Annotated in this window: 22 protein-coding genes; 12 read left to right on the forward strand and 10 right to left on the reverse strand. The window is 73.4% G+C overall.

Features of this window, described 5'->3' with window-relative positions:
• Positions 1 to 2 precede the first annotated feature (2 nt).
• Both BLS99_RS03065 and BLS99_RS03070 read left to right on the forward strand, forming a co-directional pair.
• The gene (locus BLS99_RS03065) at positions 3 to 1,241 is read left to right on the forward strand and encodes a hypothetical protein (RefSeq protein WP_091043283.1); all 1,239 of its coding nucleotides are present in this window, start codon (positions 3 to 5) and stop codon (positions 1,239 to 1,241) included.
• Positions 1,242 to 1,294: 53 nt separating this feature from the next.
• On the forward strand, positions 1,295 to 1,810 hold the full coding sequence (locus BLS99_RS03070; RefSeq protein ID WP_091043286.1) for a hypothetical protein: 516 nt from the start codon (positions 1,295 to 1,297) through the stop codon (positions 1,808 to 1,810).
• Between the two features lie 3 nt (positions 1,811 to 1,813).
• Here BLS99_RS03070 and BLS99_RS03075 read toward each other — a convergent pair whose 3' ends face one another.
• Positions 1,814 to 3,043: an ROK family transcriptional regulator gene (locus BLS99_RS03075; RefSeq protein WP_218126189.1), complete on the reverse strand. Its 1,230-nt coding sequence runs from the start codon at positions 3,041 to 3,043 to the stop codon at positions 1,814 to 1,816.
• Positions 3,044 to 3,243: 200 nt separating this feature from the next.
• Here BLS99_RS03075 and BLS99_RS03080 point away from each other — a divergent pair, with 200 nt between their 5' ends.
• Complete coding sequence (locus BLS99_RS03080; protein ID WP_091043293.1) at positions 3,244 to 3,615, forward strand: hypothetical protein; 372 nt, start codon at positions 3,244 to 3,246, stop codon at positions 3,613 to 3,615.
• Position 3,616: 1 nt separating this feature from the next.
• Here BLS99_RS03080 and BLS99_RS03085 read toward each other — a convergent pair whose 3' ends face one another.
• Together BLS99_RS03085 and BLS99_RS03090 are read right to left on the reverse strand one after the other, a co-directional pair.
• The gene (locus tag BLS99_RS03085; RefSeq protein WP_091043296.1) at positions 3,617 to 3,982 is read right to left on the reverse strand and encodes an acyl-CoA thioesterase; all 366 of its coding nucleotides are present in this window, start codon (positions 3,980 to 3,982) and stop codon (positions 3,617 to 3,619) included.
• Between the two features lie 107 nt (positions 3,983 to 4,089).
• Positions 4,090 to 4,935, reverse strand: coding sequence for an aminoglycoside phosphotransferase family protein (locus tag BLS99_RS03090; protein ID WP_218126191.1), 846 nt, complete (start codon positions 4,933 to 4,935; stop codon positions 4,090 to 4,092).
• Between the two features lie 66 nt (positions 4,936 to 5,001).
• On the opposite strand from BLS99_RS03090, the gene BLS99_RS03095 reads away from it, so the two are divergent.
• Positions 5,002 to 6,144: a glutathione S-transferase family protein gene (locus BLS99_RS03095; RefSeq protein ID WP_091043301.1), complete on the forward strand. Its 1,143-nt coding sequence runs from the start codon at positions 5,002 to 5,004 to the stop codon at positions 6,142 to 6,144.
• Here BLS99_RS03095 and BLS99_RS03100 read toward each other — a convergent pair.
• A complete protein-coding gene (locus BLS99_RS03100; protein WP_176953185.1) occupies positions 6,126 to 7,274 on the reverse strand; it encodes an alpha/beta hydrolase in 1,149 nt (382 codons plus the stop codon). The two genes, BLS99_RS03095 and BLS99_RS03100, sit on opposite strands and share 19 nt — an antisense overlap.
• Positions 7,271 to 8,542: a low temperature requirement protein A gene (locus BLS99_RS03105; protein ID WP_218126193.1), complete on the reverse strand. Its 1,272-nt coding sequence runs from the start codon at positions 8,540 to 8,542 to the stop codon at positions 7,271 to 7,273. The genes BLS99_RS03100 and BLS99_RS03105 overlap by 4 nt, the downstream gene beginning before the upstream one ends.
• A 230-nt stretch (positions 8,543 to 8,772) precedes the next feature.
• Here BLS99_RS03105 and BLS99_RS03110 point away from each other — a divergent pair, with 230 nt between their 5' ends.
• Positions 8,773 to 9,351: a hypothetical protein gene (locus tag BLS99_RS03110; protein WP_091043307.1), complete on the forward strand. Its 579-nt coding sequence runs from the start codon at positions 8,773 to 8,775 to the stop codon at positions 9,349 to 9,351.
• Here the strand turns inward: BLS99_RS03110 and BLS99_RS03115 are convergent.
• On the reverse strand, positions 9,345 to 9,842 hold the full coding sequence (locus tag BLS99_RS03115; protein WP_091043309.1) for a GNAT family N-acetyltransferase: 498 nt from the start codon (positions 9,840 to 9,842) through the stop codon (positions 9,345 to 9,347). The two genes, BLS99_RS03110 and BLS99_RS03115, sit on opposite strands and share 7 nt — an antisense overlap.
• A 62-nt stretch (positions 9,843 to 9,904) precedes the next feature.
• Between BLS99_RS03115 and BLS99_RS03120 the strand changes: the two genes are divergently transcribed.
• Together BLS99_RS03120 and BLS99_RS03125 are read left to right on the forward strand one after the other, a co-directional pair.
• Positions 9,905 to 10,450, forward strand: coding sequence for a TetR family transcriptional regulator (locus BLS99_RS03120; RefSeq protein WP_091043314.1), 546 nt, complete (start codon positions 9,905 to 9,907; stop codon positions 10,448 to 10,450).
• An 84-nt stretch (positions 10,451 to 10,534) separates the two neighbouring features.
• Positions 10,535 to 11,449, forward strand: a complete 915-nt coding sequence (locus BLS99_RS03125) for a LysR family transcriptional regulator (RefSeq protein ID WP_091043318.1) — start codon at positions 10,535 to 10,537, stop codon at positions 11,447 to 11,449.
• A gap of 6 nt (positions 11,450 to 11,455) precedes the next feature.
• Here the strand turns inward: BLS99_RS03125 and BLS99_RS03130 are convergent, their stop codons facing one another.
• The gene (locus BLS99_RS03130; RefSeq protein ID WP_091043321.1) at positions 11,456 to 12,349 is read right to left on the reverse strand and encodes a LysR family transcriptional regulator; all 894 of its coding nucleotides are present in this window, start codon (positions 12,347 to 12,349) and stop codon (positions 11,456 to 11,458) included.
• A 166-nt stretch (positions 12,350 to 12,515) separates the two neighbouring features.
• Here BLS99_RS03130 and BLS99_RS03135 point away from each other — a divergent pair, with 166 nt between their 5' ends.
• The 4 genes from BLS99_RS03135 (at position 12,516) to BLS99_RS03150 (ending at position 17,278) form a co-directional block, all read left to right on the forward strand.
• Positions 12,516 to 13,715, forward strand: coding sequence for an SfnB family sulfur acquisition oxidoreductase (locus tag BLS99_RS03135; RefSeq protein ID WP_091043326.1), 1,200 nt, complete (start codon positions 12,516 to 12,518; stop codon positions 13,713 to 13,715).
• 54 nt (positions 13,716 to 13,769) lie between these two features.
• Positions 13,770 to 14,285: a flavin reductase family protein gene (locus BLS99_RS03140; RefSeq protein ID WP_091043334.1), complete on the forward strand. Its 516-nt coding sequence runs from the start codon at positions 13,770 to 13,772 to the stop codon at positions 14,283 to 14,285.
• 109 nt (positions 14,286 to 14,394) lie between these two features.
• Positions 14,395 to 16,164, forward strand: a complete 1,770-nt coding sequence (locus BLS99_RS03145) for an ABC transporter substrate-binding protein (RefSeq protein WP_091043337.1) — start codon at positions 14,395 to 14,397, stop codon at positions 16,162 to 16,164.
• A 172-nt stretch (positions 16,165 to 16,336) separates the two neighbouring features.
• Positions 16,337 to 17,278 carry a cation diffusion facilitator family transporter gene (locus BLS99_RS03150; protein ID WP_245712131.1) on the forward strand — a complete coding sequence of 314 codons (942 nt, stop codon included), beginning with the start codon at positions 16,337 to 16,339 and terminating at the stop codon, positions 17,276 to 17,278.
• On the opposite strand, the gene BLS99_RS03155 is transcribed toward BLS99_RS03150, so the two are convergent.
• From BLS99_RS03155 to BLS99_RS03165, 3 genes are all read right to left on the reverse strand, one after another.
• Positions 17,265 to 18,425 carry a hypothetical protein gene (locus BLS99_RS03155; protein WP_091043340.1) on the reverse strand — a complete coding sequence of 387 codons (1,161 nt, stop codon included), beginning with the start codon at positions 18,423 to 18,425 and terminating at the stop codon, positions 17,265 to 17,267. The genes BLS99_RS03150 and BLS99_RS03155 overlap by 14 nt on opposite strands.
• Positions 18,426 to 18,511: 86 nt before the next feature.
• Positions 18,512 to 18,976 (reverse strand): peroxiredoxin, encoded by a 465-nt coding sequence (locus BLS99_RS03160; RefSeq protein WP_091043342.1) that lies wholly within the window; start codon positions 18,974 to 18,976, stop codon positions 18,512 to 18,514.
• A 60-nt stretch (positions 18,977 to 19,036) separates the two neighbouring features.
• Entirely contained in the window at positions 19,037 to 19,453 is a 417-nt protein-coding gene (locus tag BLS99_RS03165; protein WP_218126195.1) for a DUF3052 family protein, read from the reverse strand.
• Between the two features lie 376 nt (positions 19,454 to 19,829).
• On the opposite strand from BLS99_RS03165, the gene aceE reads away from it, so the two are divergent.
• Positions 19,830 to 22,562: a pyruvate dehydrogenase (acetyl-transferring), homodimeric type gene (gene aceE, locus BLS99_RS03170; protein ID WP_091043348.1), complete on the forward strand. Its 2,733-nt coding sequence runs from the start codon at positions 19,830 to 19,832 to the stop codon at positions 22,560 to 22,562.
• The last annotated feature ends 162 nt before the right edge of the window (positions 22,563 to 22,724 follow it).

Consider the following 22,724-nt stretch of genomic DNA (forward strand, 5'->3'; position numbering starts at 1 on the left):
GGATGAGCACCGACGACACCGCCGGCGTGGCACTGGGCCTGCTGGCCGTCGCGGTGCTCGCCTCCTGGCCGTTCCTGCCCGGACTGCGGCGCCTGCGCGCCTTCAAGGCGTTCCCGCCGTTCCGCGCCTGGGCCGCCCGGCCGCATCCCGATGCGGCCGCGGCGGTCCGGGCCGGCACCGGGCTGCGACCGTCTGCCGTGGACTCCTCGCTCGGCGCGGTCGTGGTCCGCACGGCCTGGCGCAACCAGGACCCGCGGGACGCGCAGCCGTCGCTGCGGGCCTCCCGGCCGCTGGTCCCGGTCGTCAGCGTCGACGGCGTCCCGGCCTCGTGGGGCTGGGGCGTCACCGAACTCGCGCTCGCGCCGGGCGAGTACCTGATCGCCGTCGCCGGCAGCCACTCGCGCTGCTACCGGGTGGTGGAGGTGCGCGCGGGCGAGCGGGTCGAACTCGACTACGCGAGCGTCATCGGCGACACCGCGCACCGGTACTCGCTGGCGGGCAACGACGTCCGCGACCTCACCTCGTTCACGGTGCGGCGCGGCGGCCCGAACCGGGCCGTCGTGTTCACCGCCGCGGGCCTCGTGCTCGCGGCGGCCCTCGCCGCGATCGCGTTCGCGGCCCCCGGCCTGCTCGCGTACGCGCCCGTGGTCGGCGCCGTCGCGGTCGGCCTCGGGATCGGGGTCGGCGTCGTCGTCGCCTCCCTCGCCAAGCAGGCCCGGCTGCGACGGGTCGTGATGGCGCCGAACGCGATCGGCGACGCGCCCGTGGTCCTCGACGCCGACGAGCCCGCGCGGATGGCGCCCGCGCCCGGCTGGGCGGGACTCGGCCTGCACCTGCGGTTCGAGCTCGCGCACCACGCCCCCGAGGCGGTCGCGGCCCTCGCCGGGGGGAGGCCGGACCTGTGGCAGCGCTGGCGGACCGTGCGGATCGGCGAACCGGAGGTCCCCGGGTGCCGCCCGTGGGTCCCCGCACCGGAGGTGCGCCTCGACGGGCGTCCCGTACGGGCCGGCTGGACCCGCTCGTGGCTGCGGGTCGCCCCCGGCGAGCACGAGCTCACGGTGCGCGTCCCGCTGCCGCGCAGCCAGATCGGACCGTCGACCGAAGTGGACGTGACCGAGCACCGGCTGCGCTTCCGGGCCGAGGCCGGGCAGACCGCCGAGGTGGCGCTGTGCGCCGACGTGGCGGCCGTACCCGCGCCCGCGGGCCCGCACCTCGCGTCGCTGCGGGTGCGCCTGCGCTGACACCCCTACCGGGAGCCGGGGGCGCATTCGCACACGCGTGCTTTAATCCTTCGGTGCTAGGACAGAAACTCGGCGCCCTGATCGGCGCCATCGGCGGACTGGTCTTCATCCTCGTGAACGCCGGCGGACTGCCCGGGCCCCTGCCGCTGATCCTGCGGATCGCCGGGGTCGCCGCGTTCGCGTTCGTGCTCTGGGCCGTGTCGCGCCGTCCGGGCCCCGGCGGCGAGCCGCCGTCGCGCAAGGCCATGCGCACCTACTGGATCTGCGTCGCGGCCATGGTCGTCGCGATCCCGGTGGGCGCCGCGCTCATCAACAACGTGCTGGAGCGGCCGGAGCTGACGGTGTGCTGGGTCGTGCTCATCGTCGGCGCCCACTTCCTGCCGTTCGCCCGCGCGTTCGACGCGCCCGTGTTCACGCAGCTCGGCTGGGCCCTCATCGGACTGGCCGTGGTCGGCGGCGCCGTGACCCTCGCGACCTCCGGGGTCGCCGCGGCCGCGACGGCCGTGCTCGCCGGCGTGGTCCTGCTCCTGTTCTCCGCGTTCGGCGGCCGTCCGCGCGGGCGCGCCTGAGCCTTACAGGGCCGGGAGGACCCTGGTGGTCACCAGGCCCGCGTCCCGCATGAAGCGCTCCAGCGCGATCGCGGCGATGCCCTCCATGCCGGAGCTGTGCGAGGGCTCGATGACGAGCGACGCCGCGGCGTCGCCGGGGGCGTCGTCGCGGACGCGCCGCTCGGCGACCGGCAGCACGAGCGCGCCCAGTTCCGCTGCGGCCCAACCGGTGAGCGCGATGACCTCGGGGTTGACGATCGCGACGAGGTCGGCGAGCGCCGCCCCGAGGTAGTGCGCGGTCCGCTCGACCGCGGACGCCGCGGCCGGGTCGCCGGACTCGGCCGCCGCGGCGAGCGCGGCGGCGAACCCGGGGAGCGGCACGTCGAGCAGCGGATGGCCGGGCGCGGTCTCGGCGAGGGTCCGCCGGATGCCCGGCACCCCCACGTACGCCTCCGCGCAACCTCTACGCCCGCACTGGCATGCGCGCCCGTCGAAGACGAGCAGCGAGTGCCCCCACTCCCCCGCGGTGCCGGTGGCGCCGCGCACCACCGCGCCGTCCTGGACGATGCCCGCGCCGACGCCCTCCCCGAGGTTCGCGACGACGACGCTGGCGCAGCGGCGCCCGGCGCCGAGCCACAGCTCCGCGGCGGCGATGGCCTTGAGCGGGTTGTCGACCACGACCGGCAGGCCGAGGCGGTCGCGCAGGCGGTCGAGGTGGAGCCAGATCGCGTCGGGCGCGAGCGCCGACTTCACGGGGCGCTGCATGCCGCCGGGGAGCAGGACCCCGACGCCGAGGACGTCCTCGTGCGAGGCCCCGGCTTCGGCGAGGGCGGTGTCGAGGGTGCGGGCGATCCGGTCGATGACGTCGTCGGCCGCTTCGACGGGTGCGGGCGCGGTGACGTGGACGTTGGCGAGGCGGCGCAGCGCGGCGTCGAACACGGTCGCCTGGAAGTGCCGGTCCTCGACGTAGACGCCGACGACGCGGCCGCGGTCGGGGTTGAGCCGCAGCCCGGTCGTGGGCCGGCCGACGGTGCCGCTGAGGAGCCCGGCCTCGGCCGCGACGCCGGACCCGAGGAGGTCGCCGACGACCGCGGAGACCGTGGCGGGGCTCAGGCCGGTGTCCTCGGCGAGGGCGGCCCGGGTCGACTCGCCGGCCGCGAGCAGCGCCCGGACGACGATGAGCCGCGAATCGCTGCGGATGTCGCGGGAAGTTCGCCGGGCGACGGCCATGGGCGCTCCAGATTCCTCGGTCAACGAGGAATGGTAGCGCGGGACGGGCGCCCCCGCCGCGACCGCGAGGAGGGCCCGGTCACGCTCCGGAGCCGGCCGGCATCGCCGTTCCGTCCCCCGCAGGGCGACCCCGTCCGGGCTACACCGCTTGCGGGCGTTTCGCGCGCACCCGGTATGAATAAGGGAACGGACGGCCCGTCAGGTGGGGGGAAGCGAGCAGCGCTATGCACGGCATCGGTGACTTCCGGGAGCTCTTCGGCGACGAGCGCTACCGCACCCCGGTCCGGCCCACGTACGCCGCGCCCAGGCGCGTCCGCGAGGACGCCGGGACCGAGGGCCGCCGCGGCGACCCGGAGGTCGTGGCGCGGCGGATCGCCGCCGCGGCCGCGGCGGTGTGGAACCACGACGGCGTGCGGCTCGGCGGCGCCGACCACGCGCACCCCGTCGACCGGTCCTGGGCCATGGAGGCCACCGGCCCCGTGGTCGCCGACCTCCTCGCGGTGCTCGCACGGCACGGGTGCGACGTGGACGACGAGCAGGTCCAGGACGCCGCGGGCGCCTTCGCCATCCTCGCGGCGCGCAACCCCGCCGACTGACTCAGTCCGCTTGCGGCGCTCGGGGTTCGAGCGGTTCGGCCGCGACCATGTGGAACCGGCCGCGCACCGCCTCGCGGCGGTCCCCGGTCGCCAGCGTCTCGGCGACCACCACGACCTCCACGGTCATCGAGCGGCGCCCGCGCCGCTCCACCACCGCGGTGGCCTCAATGAGGTCCCCGGCCCGGATCGGCTGCGCGAACACGATGTCGTCGGCCCCGGCGCACACCACGTCGGCGCGGGCCTCCCGGCTCGCGGCCACGAACGCGGCCCGGTCCATCAGCGCCATCGCGGCCCCGCCGAACAGGGTCCCGCGGTGGTTCAACTGCTCGGGGAACACGACGTCGGCGATCGTCGGGCCTGCGCTCATCCGGACTCCCTCACTCGGCCCCCAGTATGTGCGGCCCCGCGGCGGACCGGAAGCGCTGCGATTGTGGTTTCTTGTGGAATCTTTCGGGCCCGGTTGCGAACCTTGTGTCAGCCCCCGAGGCGCGCCAGCGCGGCCTCCCCGGCCGGGCGCCACGTCGGCTTGCCCCAGTGCTCCCCCTCGTCCCCGGCGACGCCGATCGCGCGCAGCCCGAGGGCGCGGCGCAGGGCCCAGCCGCGGGCGCGCCGGACGGTCGCCTCGTCGGCCGCGTAGTGCGCGAAGAGGGCGTCGGGATCGGGCAGGAGGAGCCAGGCCGCGGCGAGGTCGGTGGCCGGGTCGCCCGCGGCGAGGTCCCCGAAGTCGACCACTCCGGTGAGCGCGCCGCCGGTGGTGAGGACGTTCGCGGGGTGGAGGTCGCCGTGGAGCCACAGGGCCGGGCCGTCCCATTCGGGGGCGGCCAGCGCGTCGTCCCAGACCTCCCGCAGGGGCCCGTCGAGGCCCGCGAAGTCGTCGGCGAAGGTGCGGAGCGGGACGCCGCGGTCGGGGTTGCGCGGCGCGTCGGCGGGCGCGGGCACATGGAGCGCGGTGAGGAACGACGCGAGCGCTTCAGCAGACGCGGGCGCCTCGACCGGCGCGAGGTCGGCCGGGGTCCCGGGGACCCAGGTGGTGACGAGCCACGGCTCGGGGAACCGCGCGGTGGGGGCGCCGCGGCGGACCGGGACGGGGACCGGCAGCGGCAGGGCCGCGGCGAGGCCGGGGAGCCAGCGGTGCTCCTGTTCGAGCAGGAGCGGGGCGCGCTCGGTGCGCGGCAGGCGCAGCGCCAGGCCGTCGCCGAGGCGCCACATGCGGTTGTCCCAGCCGCCGTCGACGGGCCGCAGCTCCAGGTCCGCGAGGTCGGGGTGCTGGTCCTCCAGGAGCGAGCGCACGAGCGCCTCGTCGATCGTCAAGTCGTCCAATGGGAGTCCTTCCGCGGTGCGGCGCTTCCGATGCCGTGCCGAGCCTACTTGCGTAGGCTGGGGCGCATGGGTGAGCACAGCGAGCCGTCGCGGACGGCGGGGACCGAGCATTCGACCGCGGGGGCCTATGTCACGGGCGGCGAGTTCACGCGGGACACGAACTACATCGAGGACCGGATCGTGGCCGACCCGGCCGCGGTGCAGGCGGCGCGGCCCGAGGCCGCGTCCGCGATCGGGGACCCGCGGATCGCGGGGCTGACGGAGGGCGCGCTGGCGTGGCCGGTGGAGCCGGGCCGGTACCGGCTGGTGGCGGCGCGGGCGTGCCCGTGGGCGCACCGGTCGATCATCGTGCGCCGGCTCCTGGGCCTGGAGGACGCGATCTCGCTGGCGACGCCGGGCCCGGTGCACGACGTGCGGTCGTGGACGTTCGACCTCGGCCCGGACGGGCGCGACCCGGTGCTCGGCACCGAGCGGCTCCAGGAGCACTACTTCAAGCGCTTCCCCGAGTACCCGCGCGGGATCACCGTGCCCGCGATCGTGGACGTCCCCTCGGGGCAGGTCGTCACCAACAACTACCCGCAGATCACGTTCGACCTCTCGACCCAGTGGCGGCCGTACCACCGCGAGGGCGCCCCGGACCTGGTGCCGGACGCGCTCGTGGAGGACATGCTGCCGGTGGTCAAGAAGATCTTCACCGAGGTGAACAACGGCGTCTACCGGGCGGGGTTCGCGGGTTCGCAGCGGGCCTACGAGCGCGCGTACGACCGGCTGTTCGAGGCCCTGGACTGGCTGGAGGAGCGGCTGTCGACCAGCCGGTACCTCATGGGCCCGCACCTGACCGAGGCCGACGTGCGGCTGTTCACCACGCTCGTGCGCTTCGACCCGGTCTACCACGGCCATTTCAAGTGCAACCGCAGCAAGCTCACCGAGCTGCCGCACCTGTGGGGCTACGCGCGGGACCTGTTCCAGACGCCCGGGTTCGGCGACACGGTCGACTTCGACCAGATCAAGCGGCACTACTACGTCGTCCACGAGGACATCAACCCGACGCAGGTGGTCCCGGCCGGGCCCGACCTCGCGAACTGGCTCACCGAGCACGGCCGCGAGGCCCTGGGCGGCTCGCCGTTCGGCGACGGCACCGCGCCGGGCCCCGTGGCGGCCGAGGAGCGGCCGCCCGGGGCGAACCCGCTCTACAGCGACGAGAGGTAGGACCCGAGTCCGGCCGCGTACGCCTCCGGGTCCTCGTTCCAGGTCGCGGTGTGGCCGGACGCGGACTCCACGAGGGTCGCGCGGTCGCCGAGGAGCCCGGCGAAGTCGAGCGTGGCACGGTGGTCCACGGTCTCGTCGGCGGTGTCGACGAACAGGAGGACCGGCATCGCGAACTCGTCGGCGAAGTTGCGCTGGTCGAGGTCGTGCAGGCTGATGTCGGCGCGCGGCTCCACGATGCGCTTGGCGGCCCAGGTGATCGGGGCGATGACGTTCCGGTTGTCGGCCTGGAGGTCGAGCGTGGAGTCCCAGTCGAGGCACGGGGAGTCGAAGACGATCCCGCGGATGACGGACGGGTCCTCGATCTTGCGCGCGGCCGTCGCCACGGTGGAGCCGCCCATGGAGATGCCGTGGAGGATCACGTCGCTCGCGCCGTTGGCGAGCGCGTAGTCGACCGCGTCGAGGACGTCGTCGGCCTCGTACTCGCCGAGGCTCATGAGGCCGTTCTCGGCGGCGGGGGCGCCCTCGTCGTTGCGGTAGGTCACGGCCAGCACCGGGTAGCCGAGCGCGTGGTAGACCTCGGCGGAGCGCAGGGTCTCCTCGCGGGAGGCGTTGCGGCCGTGGACGCCGATGACCCAGGTGGTGCCGTCGGCGGGGATGAGCCACGCGGGGGCGTCGCCGAGGTCGGTCTCGATCTCCACGTCCTCGAAGTCGAGGCCGAGGGCGGTCGTCGGGTCGCCGCGGTAGGCGTAGGTGTCGATGCGGACGGCCTCGCCCTCGGTGAGGTCGCCGGAGATGACCCGGTCCACGGTGCGCGTCACCGAGTCCTCGTCCTCGTCGACGACGTCGCCGATGAGGGCCTGCCCGTCCTCCCAGGCGAGGCCCCAGGTGCCGGGCTTCTCGGTCTCCTCGTCGCGCGGGAGCGTCACCGTCCCGTCGGCGGCGGCCTCGACCGCGAACGGGTACTCCGGGGCCGAGTGGTCGGGCTTGAGCAGCTCGTTGGAGAAGTACCAGCCCGCGCCGGCGAGCCCGGCGAGGGCGAGCACCACGACGATGCTCAGGGCGACGATCGCGCCCTTGAGCCACTTGCGGCGCTTGCGGACGGGAGCTTCGGATGCGGCGGTGGCGGTCACGTGGGTTCCCCGGGGTTCGAAGGGTGCTGGTCGGTCGATCCTAATGCCGGGTCGCCCGGCGCCGCCTCCGGCGAGCGGCGGTAGAGGTAGTGCTGCTCGATGACGCCGTAGACGACGAGGGCGGCGAGGGTGGCGGCGGAGGCCGCGGCGGCGCCCGGGATGGTGAGGACGGGTGCGAGGAGGGCCGCGCCGATGGTGACGGCGGCCGCCGCGAACTTGGCGATCACGTGGCCGACGGCGATGCCGCGCTCGCTCACCGCCTCGATCATGAGGGTCGTCAGGAGGATGACCGCGACGGCCACGGCCGGGATCAGCGCCACCGCGCGGTCGCTCAGGTGCACGTGGGCGGGGTCGGTGATCCGCTCGACCGCCAGCGCGGTGCCGGCGCCGAGGGCGGCGACGGCCGCGAACACGAAGTAGTGCGCGTACGCCCACACGTAGACGGTGACCGGCCCGCGGTCGAAGGCGTGGCCGCCGCTGAAGTCGAAGTAGATCCACCACAGCGCGAACACGACGACGAGCCCGGCGGCGGCGAGGGTGAGCAGCGGCGCGGTGTCGAAGTCGAGCCCGGAGTCGACGGCGCCGGAGACGGCGATCGTGGCGGCGGCGACGGCCTCGCCGAGGACGATGATCGTGAACAGGCCGTAGCGCTCCTTGATGTGCCCCCAGTGCCCGCCCAGGCGCGGGTTCCAGCGGGCGAGGAGCGGGACGGCGAGGTCGAGGAGGAACCACGCGATCCACGCCTCGACGCGCCATTCCGTGGGCACCAGGAGGAACGCGACCCAGCCGAGCTGCACGAACGTGGTGAGCACGATGATGCGCCCGGCGAGGCCGCGCATCGCGGGGTCGCCGTGGCGGTAGACGCGGGCCCACTGGGCGACGTACGCGAGCCGCATGACCACGTAGGAGACCACGAAGATGCGGAAGTCGAGGTGCGCGGCCTGCGGGACGCCCGCGGCGAGGCCGAGCGAGCCGGCGATCATCACCATCATGAGGAGCCGGTAGGGCACGTCGTCGGTGTCGAAGAAGTTCGCGAACCACGTGAACGACACCCAGATCCACCAGATCGCGGCGAACACGAAGACGAACCCGAGGAGCCCTTCGCCGAGGTGCCCTTCGGCGGCGGCGTGCTCGAACTGGGTGGCGGCCTGCGCCACCGCGACCACGAACGAGAGGTCGAAGAACAGTTCGAGCCAGGTGGCCTGGCGGTGGCCCTCGGTGTGGTCGCGGGTCGCGATCGGCACCCGCCAGCGCTTCGCCTCCACCATGGGGCACCGTCCCTTCCGATCACCTGCCGAGGTCAGCGCACAGTATCGCCCGCGTGCACGGCCCCCGCAACCGGTCCGGAGCGACCGGCGGCGCATGTTCGGCCGGGATCGCGGGGGAACGATGCGGGGTCGCGGTGGGGCCCCGATGCGGCGCCTCGGAACGGACCGTCCGGCGCCCGCGCGTGGGACGATGGAGGAGGACCCACCCTTCGGCCCCTTGAGGAGTCCGCATGCCCGGCTCCGACGCCGCACGCATCGCCGACCGCCCGCACTGGCGCGACGCGGCCGCCACCGCCGCGGGCACCGCCCTCGCCGTCGGCGCGATCGTCTCGGCCGACGCGGGCACGAGCGTCGGCTGGCCGGTGGCGATCACGGTGGTCACGGCCGCGCTGGCGTGGCCCGGGAGCCGGTGGCGGCGCCTGAGCACGCGACCGGTGGTCGCCGAGTTCGACCGCGGCGGCGTGCGGCTGTACCGCGAGACCTCCGCGGGCCGCCACACCCGCGCGCTGCGTCCCGCGGTCGACCTCCCGTGGTCGGAGATCCGCGGGATCTACCTGTGGCGCAAGCGGGAAGGGCTCTTCCCGGTGACGATGATCGGGGTGGAGCCGATCCGGTCCGACCCGCGCCGGCCCGACGACGACCGCGAGGGCGTGCCCGCGCACGTGTCGACCTCGATCGCGCGCCGGTCCGTGGCGTGCAGCGGCTGGAGCCCGGCGCGCATCGAGGCGGTCGCCCGGCGGTTCACCGTGCGGGCCAGGGTGGTCGACCTCCGCAAGCCCCCGTCGAAGCGGCCCCGGAAGGTCTACTGAGGATCGAGTTCCAGGACCCAGTCCTGGCCGGTGAGGTCGTGCCCGAAGCCGCGGAACGGGGTCTCCTTCACCAGCGTGAACCCGTTCGCCTCGTAGATGCGGCGGGCCGAGTCCAGGAGGCTCGCGGTCCACAGGACCACCCGCTCGTAGCCGGCGGCGCGGGCGAAGTCGAGGCAGGTGTCGACCAGGCGCGCGCCCAGGCCCAGGCCGCGGGCGTCGGCGGCGACGAACAGGATGCGGAGCCGGGCGGTGCCGGGCTCGCCGTCGGCGACGAGGGCGATGCTACCGGCGCGCTCGCCGTCGGCCTCGGCGATCCAGGCGGCCTCGCGGGCGGGGTCGTGCCCGGCGGCGAAGTCGGCGACGATGCGCGCGACCAGGCCCTCGTACTCGGCGTTCCAGTCGTGCTCGGCGGCGTAGGCCGCGCCTTGGGCCATGACGATCCAGCCGAGGTCGCCGGGCCGGTCGGCGCTGCGGATGCCGATGTGCGCCATCGGGACTCCTCCGGTCTCGAAGCTCACTGAAACAGTCGTTTCAGTGCCCTTATGCTAGCCCCATGACCCAGGACAGCGCCAGCCCCCGCCGCACCGAGCTGCTGGAGGCCGCCTACCGGTACGGGCTCGACCGCGGCCTCGCCGACCTCTCGCTGCGCCCGCTCGCGGCGGCGATCGGCTCCAGCCCGCGCGTGCTGCTGTTCCTGTTCGGCTCCAAGGACGGCCTCATCCGCGCGCTGCTCGCCCGCGCCCGCGCCGACGAGCTCGCGCTCCTGGATCGGCTCGACGGCCCGCTCGGGCTCGCGGCCGCCGCCGAGCGCCTGTGGGCGTGGGCCGCGGCGCCCGAGCACCGCCCGCTCCTGCGGCTGTGGGTCGAGGCGTACGGGCGCTCGCTGGTCGAACCGGACGGCGCCTGGGCGGGCTTCGCGAAGGCCACCGTCGACGACTGGCTCGCGGTCCTCGCCGCGTGCGAGCCCGCCGGCGCCGACCCGGCCCGGCGCACCCTCGTGCTCGCCGTCCTGCGCGGGGCGATCCTCGACCTCCTCGCCACCGACGACGCCGACCGCACCGGGGCGGCGCTGCGCCTGCACCTGGGCCTGCTGCGCTGAGCCGGACCCGTGCGGCCCCGCCCCGATCATTACGCGATACTGAATCGCGATTGAGCGGGAGTGAACTTCGGAGGCGCACGGGACATGGAGTGGCAGGAGATCGAGACGTTCCTCGTCCTGTGCGAGGAGCGGCACTTCGCGCGCACCGCGCAGCGGATGCGCCTCTCCCCCGCCCGCGTCACCCAGCTCGTCCAGCGCCTGGAGCGGTTCGTGGGCACGCCGCTGTTCACCCGCAGCAGCCGCCAGGTGGACCTGACCGAGACCGGCAGGCACCTGTACGAGGACCTCGAACCGGCCTACCGGACGATCCGCGAGAGCCTGAAGCAGGCCGCCGACCGCGCCGCGAGCGCCGCCGGGGAGCTGCGGATCGGGTTCCTCGGCCCCGGCACCGCCAAGGTCCTCGCCGACCTCATGGCCGCGTTCGCCGTCGACCACCCCGCGGTCGACGCCCGGCTGGTCCTGGAGGTCGAGGTCGGCGACCCGCTCAAGCCCCTGCGCGAGGGCCGGGTCGACGTGGTCGCCGTGCACTTCCCGATCCGCGAACCCGACCTCATCACCGGGCCGGTCGTCATGCGCGAGGCGAAGATCATCGCCGCGCCCGCCTCCAGCCCGCTCGCCGCCAAGGAGCGGTTCGACGTGGAGGACCTGGCGGACCTGCCGATCATCATCGCCGGGGAGGCCGCCCCGCCGTACTGGCGCGAGGCGTTCCTGCCCCCGGTCACGCCCGGCGGGCGGCGCACCGCGATCGCGGCCACCGCCGACACGTTCCAGGCCGGGCTCACCCTCATCGGCGCGGGGCGGTACTTCGCGCCGGTCAGCGAGCAGATCGCCCGCTACTTCCCCCGGCCCGACGTCGTGTACCGGCCCCTGGACGGACTCGACCCCGCCCTCCTCGGCCTGGTGTGGTCGGCCGAGCGCGAGACCGAGGCGGTCCGCGCCTTCGCCCGCCTCGCCGAGTCCCGGCCGGTCGTCGACACCACCGGCGAGGACGGGGCCTGACCTGCCTCACCCGAGGCCGGCCTGCGCCCGCAGGCACGCGGCGAGGTCGGCGACCGGCGCGAGCGGCCGGGCGGTCCGCCTGCGCAGCAGGTGCATCGAGACCGCCGTGCCGTCGCCCGCGATGGGCCGGAACGCGATGAGGCCGCTCCGCTCGAGCGGATCGCCCCTGACGGCGTAGTCGGGCAGGACCGCCGCGCCCAGGCCCTCGGCGACGAGGAGCTTGCCCATCTCGCCGCCGTCCACCGAGTGCCACGCGGCGGGCGGCCGGTCCCCGAAGAGCCGCACCGCGAACCGGTGCATGGTCGATCCCGCGCGCATCCCCACGAACGCCTCGGCGCGCAGGTCGTCGGCCGTGACCTCGGTGCGCCCGGTCAGCGGGTGCGCGCTCGGCAGGACCGCCACGGCGCGGCCCCGGATCAGCTCGGCCCCTTCGAGGTCGGGCGGCACGGACAGTCCCTCCAGGACGTTCACCAGGCCCAGGTCGAGCGAGCCGTCCGCCAGTCCGGCCTCGATCTCGCGCTGCCGCAGCGCCCGCACCTCCACGCGCGCACCGGGCCTGCCGCTCCGGTAGGCCCGGATCGCGGGCAGGAGCAGGCTCGCGGCCCCGGCGTTGACGGTGCCCACCCGCACCGCCCGCGCCGCGCTCGCGCCCGCCGCGGCCGACCGGAACCGGTCGACCGCTTCGAGCACGCCGAGCAGGTGCTCCAGGAGCTCCTTGCCGCGCACGGTGATCCGGGCGCCGTCGCGGCGGCGCTCCAGGAGCGTGACGCCGAGTTCGCGTTCGAGCTTGCTGATGGCCTCGCTGAGCGCGGGCTGCGAGACGTGCAGGTGCTCGCTCGCGCGCCGCAGCGACCCGTAGCGGGTGACCGCCGCGACGTACTCCAGTTGTTCGATGCGCATCCGCCGCCTCCGATGCCCTCGTCGGCGCCGCCGATGGGGGCATCGGCCGATCCGACGACCGGGCGCTGTCGCCCGGTCCGATTCTTCGGTACCGTATTTCCTAGTAACTTGATAGGAAAAGCGTACAACGCGCGAGCGCCCCGGCACCAACCCTTAGGAGCGGCACGTGAGCGACCCGTCCTGTCCCGTCCCCGTCCTCGACGCCCCCGCCGCGCTCGCCGCGGCCGCGAGCCTCGCCGGGGAGTTCGCCGCCGGCGCCGCCGAGCGCGACGCCCGCCGGACCCTCCCGTACGCCGAGGTCGACCGGCTCGCGGCCTCCGGACTCCTGGCGATCACCGTCCCCGCGGCCCACGGCGGCGCCGACCTGCCGGCCGCGGTGGTCGCCGAGGTCTTCCGGCGCCTCGCCGCGGGCGACCCGAACCTCGCGCAGATCCCCCACAGCCACTTCGTGTACGTCAACCTGCTGCGCCGCCGCGGCACCGCCGACCAGCGCGGGCGCCTGTTCGCGGAGGTCCTGGGCGGCAAGCGGTTCGGCAACGCGCAGACCGAGTTCGGGACCCGCCACGTGCGCGACCACCGCACCGCCCTCACCCCCGACGGGACCGGGCGGTGGCGGCTGAACGGCACCAAGTTCTACTGCACGGGCGCGCTGTTCGCCGACTGGATCCCGGTCCTGGCGCACCTGGGCGTGGACGGGCCGATGCACGTGGCGTGGGTCCGCCGCGACGCCGAGGGCGTCGAGGTGGTCGACGACTGGGACGGGATCGGCCAGCGCACCACCGCGAGCGGCACCGTGCGGCTGCGCAACGTCGCGGTCGGCGGCGAGTGGATCACCCCGTACGCCACCGAGTTCGACGGCCCGCAGACCTACGGCGCGTTCGCGCAGGTCCTCCACGCCGCGATCGACGCCGGGATCGCCAGGGCCGCGGTGGAGGAGGCCGCGGAGTTCGTGCGGACCAAGAGCCGCCCGTACCCGGACGCCGGGGTGGAGCGCGCCGCCGACGACCCGCTGACGGTGCACGCCTTCGGGGAGATGGAGCTGTCGCTGCGCGGCGCCGAGGCGCTGCTGGCGGAGGCGGCGTCCGCTGTGGACGCCGCCGGGGCGGACCTGACCGGGTCCTCCGCGGCGGCGGCGAGCCTCGCGGTGGCGGCGGCCCGGGCCGCGACGGCGCAGGTCGCGGTCGCGGTCTCCAGCCGGGTCTTCGAGGCCGCGGGCACCCGGAGCGCCCTGGCGGGCCTGAACCTCGACCGCCACTGGCGCAACGCGCGCGTCCACACCCTGCACGACCCGGCGGCCTGGAAGGTCCAGCACCTGGGCCGGTGGGCCCTCGACGGGGCGCCCCCGCCCCGCCACGGCCAGCTCTGAACCCTCGCCCGCCCTCCTCCCTCCCCCTCTCCCCCTTCCCGCCAAGGAGCGATCATGACCGGTCTGACCACGAACCAGGACCTGGACCCCCGGCGGCTGCGGGAGGCGTTCGGCGCCTTCCCCACCGGGGTCGTGGCCGTCGCCGCCGAGGTGGACGGCCGCATCACGGGGCTGGCGGCGAGCTCGTTCACGTCGGTGAGCCTGGAGCCGCCGCTGGTGTCGTTCTCGATCGCAACGGCCTCGAAGACCTGGCCGGACCTGCGCCGCGCCGGGCACCTGGGGCTGACCGTGCTCGCCGACCACCACGGCGCGGTGTGCCGCCAGCTCGCCGGGGACCCCGAGCAGCGGTTCGCGGGACTCGCCCTGAGCGCCACGGAACTCGGGGCGGTGACGCTCGACGACGGGCTCGCGCGCTTCGACTGCTCGGTGTACCGGGAGGTCGAGGCCGGGGACCACGTCATCGTGCTGCTGCGCCTCCACGCGGTGGAGCACGCGGACACCGCGGGGCCGCTGGTGTTCCACCGCAGCGGGTTCAGCCGCCTCGCGGAGTCCTCGTTATTCCGGGTGTGAGATACACGAGTATTCCTATCGCTTAAGTTGACATTGCCCTGGGGGTGGCGATACGGTTCCGGAGGTGCCATAGTGCACTTCCCCCCAAACCATCGCGAAAGGCCCTGCAATGCGCAGAACCGAGGCGCCGAACCGCGGCGCTTTGACGAAGTCCTCCGCCGCGATCGCGGCCGCCCTCACCCTGGCGGTCGCGGGCTGCGGCGGCGGCGAGGACGGCGGCGCGACCGGCGCCGGCTTCGAGGACTGCATCACCGCACCCACCACCTGCAACTCCGGGGAGCGCGCCGACGGCGGCGACCTGGTGTGGGCCGTGGACGGCAAGTGGGAGGCGTGGGGCCAGGCCGACATCTACGGCTCCAGCCTCGCCACCTCCGTCATCAACCAGCCCCTGCGCCCGACCGTGTTCAGCTTCGACCAGGCCGGCGAGATCCACTACAACGACGGGATCTACGCCGAGGCCCCCGAGCTGCTGGCCGAGGCGCCGCTGACCGTGGCCTACCACCTCAAGGAGGAGGCCACCTGGGGCGACGGGGTGCCGATCGGCATCGACGACTTCGTCTGGCACTGGAAGGCGACCTCCGGCGACGAGGCCCAGTGCGCGCAGTGCACCCCCGCAAGCTCCTACGGCGCGACCGTGGCGTCCATCGAGGAGGCCGAGGACAACACGATCGTCGTGACCTACGTCGACGGCTACCTCGACGCCGAGTGGTACGCCGCCGGGGTCATCACCCACCCGGCCCACATCGCCGAGGCCCGCGGGCACGCCGACTGGCGCACCGACCCGGTCGTCATGGCCGCCTCCGTCACCGACTTCTCCGAGAACCCGCCGCTGGACTACAGCGCCGGCCCGTTCAAGATGGTCGAGGGGGTCCTGGGCGACTACGCGAAGTACGTGCCGAACCCGGAGTGGACCGGCTCGCAGCAGTCGACGCTCGACTCCTTGACGCTCAAGTACATCGACGGCGCCGAGGCCATGGTCACCGAACTGCGGCAGGGCACCATCGACGGGGCCGCGCCCTCCAGCTTCGACCCCGAGGTGCTCGACCAGCTCGCCTCCGAGGAGGGCCTGAAGTACAGCGTCGCACCGCAGTCGGGCTGGTCCCACGTGGACGCGAACCTGCGGAACCCGTTCCTGGCGGACAAGCCGCTGCGCGAGGCGGTCTTCACCGCGATCGACGCCGCCGACGTCAACGAGCGGGCCTACGGCTCGGCCTACGAGGACATCGAGACGATGCAGAACGTGCTGTTCCGGCCCGACTCGCCGTACTGGAGCGACCAGATCGCCGACGGCGGCCTCGGCTCGGGCGACCTGGAGGCGGCCCGCGCGATCCTGGAGGAGGCCGGGTACACCTGGCAGGACGACCGGCTCGTGACCCCCGCGGGCGAGCCCGTGACCCTGCGGTACCGCACCGGGATTGAGGGGAACGCGTTCACGCCGATCATCCAGGACCTGGTCATCACCTACCTCGCCGACCTCGGCATCGAGCTCACGGTGGACCCGATCCCGGCCGGCGAGCTGAGCACCGTCCTCGACGAGGGCGACTGGGACCTCATCCAGTTCTCCTGGATCGAGACCCCGCTGTTCGCGGCCTCGGCGGCGGACTACTGGGGCGAGGGCAACCACACCGGGTTCCAGAACGACGAGGTCGACGCGATCGTCGCCGAGCTCGCGACCACGATGGACCGCGACCGCGCCGCCGAGCTGAACAACCACGCCGCGCAGATCTCGCTCGACGAGGCCGTGCAGCTCCCGCTCGCGTGGACCCCGGCCCTGGTCATGGTCCAGGACGACGTCGTCAACGTGCGCGACAACTGGGCGACCACGATGCGGGTCTTCTCCAACGTCGGCGAATGGGGCTTCATCGACGAGAACGCCTAGGAACCGAGCATGTCGGCCGGGTCGCGCGAAGGCGCGGCCCGGCCGCCGCACGTCCACGACTCGGCGCCTCCCCTGAAAGAGGGCGAACCGCCCCAAGAGGAGAGGCGTCGGCAGCGACGCGCCCGGCCCGAACCGGGCGCGCCGGGACCCCCGCCTCGCTAGGCTTCCAAGGGTGAGCGATGCGGGCGAAGTGAAGTCGGAGAGCGTCCTGACCGTGCTCGTGGCGGGGCTGATGAACCTCGCCATCGCGGTCGCGAAGCTCGTCGCCGGGGTCCTGTCGGGCTCGGCGGCGATGGTCTCGGAGGCCGCCCACTCGGCGGCCGACACCGTCACCGAGATCATGCTCTACATCGCCCTGCGCAACAGCGTGAAGCGCCCCGACGACGCGCACCCCTTCGGGTACGGCTCGACCGCGTACATGTGGGCGGCCCTCGCCGCGGCCTTCACGTTCGTCGCGGGCGGCCTGTTCTCCATCACCCACGGCTTCCACTCGATCCACGACGGCGGCGAAGCGGACTTCCTCGTGTCCTACGTGGTCCTCGCGGTCTCGTTCGTCCTGGAGGCGGTCTCGTTCGGGCGCACCATCGTGCAGCTGCGCGCCGAGTCCCGCGAGTGGAACGTGCGCCCGCGCCGGTTCCTGCGGTACACCCCCGACACCAGCCTCAAGGCCGTGTTCCTGGAGGACCTGGCCGCGCTCATCGGCCTGGTCCTCGCCGCGACCGGCCTCGCGCTCACCGAGGCCACCGGCGACCCGCTCTACGACGGCGGCGCCTCGATCCTCATCGGCGTGCTCCTGCTCGTGGTGGCGGTCCTGCTCGGCCACGCGAACCTCTCGCTCCTCATCGGACGGAGCCTGCCCCCGCGGTTCCAGGCGGCGGTCCGCGCCGAACTCGCCGCCGGGGACGAGATCACGGCCGTCCAGGAGCTCCTGACCCTCCAGCTCGGCCCGACCTCGGTCCTGGTCGCGGCCCGCATCGACTACCGCGACAGCGCCGACGGCGCCGCGATCGAGGCGGCCAGCCGCGAGACCGAGGCGCGCCTGCGGGCGAAGTACCCGCAGATCACCTACGTGTTCCTGAGCCCTTGGGGCGACGCCGACCTCACTCCCCGATGACGTCCTGGGCCGCTTCGAGGTACCCGCGCATCTCCTCCTGCCAGGCGTACACGTCGTCCTCGATGTCGAGGTAGTAGCGCAGCTGCGCCTGCCGCCAGGCGTGCTCGGCGGCGTCGCGGAACCCGGACTCGTCGCCGCACTCGGCGAGCACGGCCGTCCGCTGGCGCTCGAAGTCGAGCCAGGCCTGGGTGTCGTCCTCGGCGGGCACGTCCCCGGGCGGGTCGGGCCAGACGCCGCCCTCGTCCTCGTAGGAGTGGTAGGGGAACTCGCCCTCGCCGGACTCGAACAGGTAGTCGTGGACCGCGAGGTGCCCCTCGTGGAACTCCCAGCCGCCGAAGCCCCGCTCGTCGAGGCAGTCGAGGAGGCCGTCCTCGGCGTCCTCGGTCCGCTCGGTGTACCGCTCGTTCATGGCCTCCCAGTCGCCGCCCGGCTGGGCGGGGCGCCAGACCCAGTCGCTGAAGGACTCCTCCGCGTTGTCCTGCTCCTCGGGCCCGCCGTAGACGGCCTCGATCATCTCGCGCTCGCAGCCGCCGGGCGGCGGGTTGAAGAAGACCTGGTCGCCGCCGGCGTCGGTCTTCGTCTGCTCGATGCCGACCAGGTATCCCTGGTGGTACTCGGCCCAGGTCTCGCCGCCGTAGGCGACGTACCAGGCGTACATGTCCTCGGGGGGCAGCTCGTAGAATTCGCCGTCGCCGACGCCTTCGGGCGGCCCGTCGCTGAGCCCCCGCGCGGTCAGTGAATCCTGGTAGGCGGCCCACGGCGCGCCGTCCTCGATCGTCTCGGCGCCGTCGAGGTTGACCCACTGGAACACGCCCCGCAGCCGCGCCTCCTCGACCGTGGGCAGGAAGACCTCGTACGGCCCCTGGTCGAGGAAGCTCTCGCGCTCCTCCAGGCCGAAGTGGGCGAACTCGTCGGGGCTGTGGACGGTGAAGCCCTGCGCCTCCAGGCAGTCCTGCACGATCCGCGCCTCGGCCGCGGTGAGCTCCTTCTCGAGGCGCACCCCCTCGTTGTACATGTCGGTGAGTTCGCCGGCGTAGGCGTCGAAGTCGAGGTCCTCCTCCTCGGGCTCGAAGAAGGAGCAGCCGGAGGCGAGCAGCGGGAGGGCGAGGGCGGAGGCGATGAGGATGGCGATGCGCTCGGGGTGCAAGACGGGTCCGTTCTGCCGGGGCCGATGCACTCTGGACGCCGCGGGCGCGCCGGCGGGTTGCACCGGCGCGCCCGTCGCGGGAAGCCCTAGCCCTGGAGGTCGGCGAGGGCCTTCTGCCACCGGGACTGGTCGCGGGCCTGGCCGGGGGGCAGCATCTCGGCGAAGCGGACCACGCCGTCCTTGTCGATGACGAACGTGCCGCGGTTGGCCATGCCCTTCTCGTCGTCGAAGACGCCGTAGGACTGGGCGACGGCGCCGTGCGGCCAGAAGTCGGCGAGCAGCGGGAACTCGAAGCCCTCGCGCTGGGCCCACACCTTGTGCGCGAACGGGGAGTCGACGGAGACGCTGAGGACCTGCACCTCGTCGGACTGGTACGCGTCGAGGTTGTCGCGGATGCCGCACAGTTCGCCCTCGCACGTGCCGGTGAACGCGAAGGGGTAGAACACGAGGAGGACGTGCTTCTCCCCGCGGAAGTCCGCGAGGGACACCGGCTGGTTGTTCTGGTCCTTCAGCGTGAAGGCGGGGGCCTCGGCCCCGGTCTCGATCGGCATGCGCGCTCCTTGCGACGGGCCCCCGCGAGCGGGGGCCTCGGGTGTCTGTCGCGCTGAAGGTTAGCGGCGGGCGACGACCATCCGGGACGCGACCCAGTCGGGGGAGGCGTTCAGGGTCTTGGTCGACTTCAGGCCCGCCTGCTCGGCGGAGTCCTCGACGTCGGCGGGGTCGATGTGGCCGGGCCGGCCCGCCTTCGGGGTCAGCAGCCACACCACGCCGTCGTCGGCGAGCGGGTCGCGGGCGTCCAGGAGGAGGTCGACGAGGTCGCCGTCCTCCACGCGGCACCACAGGAGGACCGCGTTGACGATCTCGTCGGAGTCCTCGTCGAGGAGCTCCCCGACGGCCTCGATCACGGCCGTCCGCAGTGCGGCGTCCACGTCGGTGTCGAAGCCGATCTCCATGACGGCCTCGACGCCGTCGAGCCCGAGTCGCTGCACCACGCTCGACACGTCCACCGGGCTGCTCGGAGCGTTCACCTTGTCCCCTCCATAGGTCGGATGCCAGAGCGCGTCGCTCTGTGAACCACAGCATATGGAGTAGAGCATATTCGGTGGGGCATATGGCGGACTCGCGCGCCCGTTCGCGACGCCCCCTCGGCAAACGGTCGCACGCCCGTGACGTGCGGACGTGCGGGAGTGTTCACGTGGCCGTGATCTCACGGCAGTGGGGTGCGCGGGCGGTGGCGCAGGTGAGCGGGCCCCGAGGTCGCGGGGAGTGTGGGCGCGGTCGCATCAACCCGGGTGGGCGGTCCGGGGTCGCGGTAGATTCGAGGGAGGATGGTAGAAAACGATGACACTCTGCTGCCATGAGAGAAACCCTGCAAAGCCGCAGTCTTAGAACGAGGGATCGCCCGTGACCACGGAACAGAACCGGCCGCCCATCAGTGACGGTTTGCCGACCCAAGTGCCGGACACTGACCCCGGGGAGACCAGCGAATGGCTGGAATCCCTCGACGGCCTCCTCGACGCCGGCGGGCGCACCCGTGCCCGCTACGTCATGCAGCGGCTGCTCGAGCACGCACGCAAGCGCCAGATCGGCGTGCCGGCGTCCACGAGCACCGACTATGTGAACACCATCCCGGTCGAGGCCGAGCCCCACTACCCCGGGGACGAGGCCGTCGAGCACCGCATCCGCGCGTACGTGCGCTGGAACGCCGCGATGACCGTCCACCGCGCGCAGCGTCCCGGCATCGGCGTGGGCGGCCACATCTCGACGTACGCGTCGGCCGCGAACCTCTACGAGGTCGGCTACAACCACTTCTTCCGCGGCCGCGACCACGAGGGCGGCGGCGACCAGATCTTCTACCAGGGCCACGCCTCCCCCGGCATGTACGCCCGGTCCTTCGTGGAGGGACGCCTCACCGAGGACCACCTCGACGGCTTCCGCCAGGAGGTGTCGCGCCCGCAGGGCGGCCTGCCCTCCTACCCCCACCCCCGCCTGATGCCGGACTACTGGCAGTTCCCGACCGTGTCGATGGGCCTGGGCCCGATCAACGCGATCTACCAGGCCCTGTTCAACCGCTACATGGACGACCGCGGCATCCGCGACACCAAGAAGCAGCAGGTGTGGGCGTTCCTCGGCGACGGCGAGATGGACGAGGTCGAGTCGCGCGGCGCGCTCCAGTTCGCGGCCGGCGCCGAGCTCGACAACCTCACGTTCGTCGTCAACTGCAACCTCCAGCGCCTCGACGGGCCGGTGCGCGGCAACGGCAAGATCGTCCAGGAGCTCGAGTCGTACTTCCGCGGCGCGGGCTGGAACGTCATCAAGGTCATGTGGGGCCGCGAGTGGGACCCGCTCCTGGCCGCCGACCACGACGGCGCCCTGGTGAACCTCATGAACACCACGCCCGACGGCGACTTCCAGACCTTCAAGGCCGAGTCCGGCGCGTTCATCCGCGAGCACTTCTTCGGGCGCGACACGCGCACCAAGGCGATGGCGCTGCCGATGACCGACGACGAGATCTGGGACCTGCGCCGCGGCGGCCACGACGACCGCAAGATCTATGCCGCCTACAAGGCCGCGATGGAGCACGAGGGCCAGCCCACCGTGATCCTCGCGCACACCGTCAAGGGCTACAAGCTCGGCTCGACCTTCGAGGGCCGCAACGCGACCCACCAGATGAAGAAGCTCTCGCTCGACGACCTCAAGGGCTTCCGCGACGCCCTCGACATGCCGGTCACCGACGAGCAGCTGGAGCAGAGCCCGTACCTGCCGCCGTACATCAGGCCCGAGGAGGGCTCGGCCGAGTTCGAGTACCTCCAGGAGCGCCGCCGCGCGCTCGGCGGGTCCATCCCGTCGCGCCGCAACACGGTGATCCCGCTGAACCTGCCGGGCGAGGAGGCGTACAAGTCCGCCAAGCGCGGTTCGGGCAAGCAGAAGGCCGCCACCACCATGGCGCTGGTCCGCCTGCTCAAGGACCTCATGCGGGACAAGGAGACCGGCAAGCGCTGGGTCCCGATCATCCCCGACGAGGCCCGCACCTTCGGCATGGACGCGATGTTCCCGACGGCGAAGATCTACTCGCCGCACGGGCAGCAGTACCTGTCGGTGGACCGCGACCTGTTCCTGTCCTACAAGGAGTCCGAGCAGGGGCAGCTCCTGCACGTGGGCATCAACGAGGCCGGCTCGCTGGCCGCGTTCACCGCCGCCGGCACCGCCGGGGACACCCTCGGCGAGCCGATGATCCCGTTCTACATCTTCTACTCGATGTTCGGGTTCCAGCGGACCGCCGACGCCATCTGGGCCGCCTCGGACCAGCTCGCGAACGGCTTCCTCGTCGGCGCCACCGCCGGGCGGACCACGCTCAACGGCGAGGGCCTCCAGCACGAGGACGGCCACTCGCTGCTCATCGCGCACACGAACCCGGCGGTCGTCTCGTACGACCCCTCGTTCGGGTACGAGATCGGGCACATCGTGCAGGACGGCCTCAAGCGCATGTACGCCGACGGCGAGCACGTCTTCTACTACCTCACCGTCTACAACGAGCCGATCGTCCAGCCGGCCGAGCCCGAGGGCGTCGACGTCGAGGGCATCCTGCGGGGCATCCACCGGGTCTCCACCTCGGAAGTGGCGGGGCCGCGAGTACAGCTGCTCACCTCCGGGTCGGCGATGGCGTGGGCGGCGAAGGCCGCCGAACTCCTCGCCGAGGACTGGGGCGTGGCCGCCGACGTGTGGTCGGTGACCTCCTGGTCCGAGCTCAACCGCGACGCGATCGAGGCCGAGCGGCACAACCTGCGCCACCCCGAGGCCGAGAAGAAGGTCCCGTACGTGACGCAGAAGCTCTCGGGCGCCGAGGGCCCGTTCGTTGCCGTCAGCGACTACCAGCGGGCCGTGCCCGACCTGGTCAGCCGCTGGGTGCCGGGCGAGTACACCTCGCTGGGCACGGACGGCTTCGGCCACTCCGACACCCGCGGGGCCCTGCGCCGCCACTTCAACGTGGACGCCGAGTCCGTGACCGTCGCGGCCCTCCAGCAGCTCGCCGCGCGCGGCGAGGTCAAGCCGGAGCTGGCCGCCCAGGCCGCCGCGAAGTACGCGATCACCGACCCGACGGCCGCCGAGGCCGGCGAGGCGGGCGGCGACTCCTAAGCCGCACAGCGTGAAGGGACCGGAGGGCAGTGCCCTCCGGTCCCTTCGCGTTCACACGGGCCCGCACGTCGGACACCGGCCCCGGAGGCGTCCCTTCACGCCCGCACCACCCTGCGGGACACGGTCTCCGGATACGAACGAGGGCGGGCGCGCCGCAGCGCG

It is taken from the genome of Glycomyces sambucus, assembly GCF_900102815.1.
GTDB classification, from domain to species: domain Bacteria; phylum Actinomycetota; class Actinomycetes; order Mycobacteriales; family Micromonosporaceae; genus Glycomyces; species Glycomyces sambucus.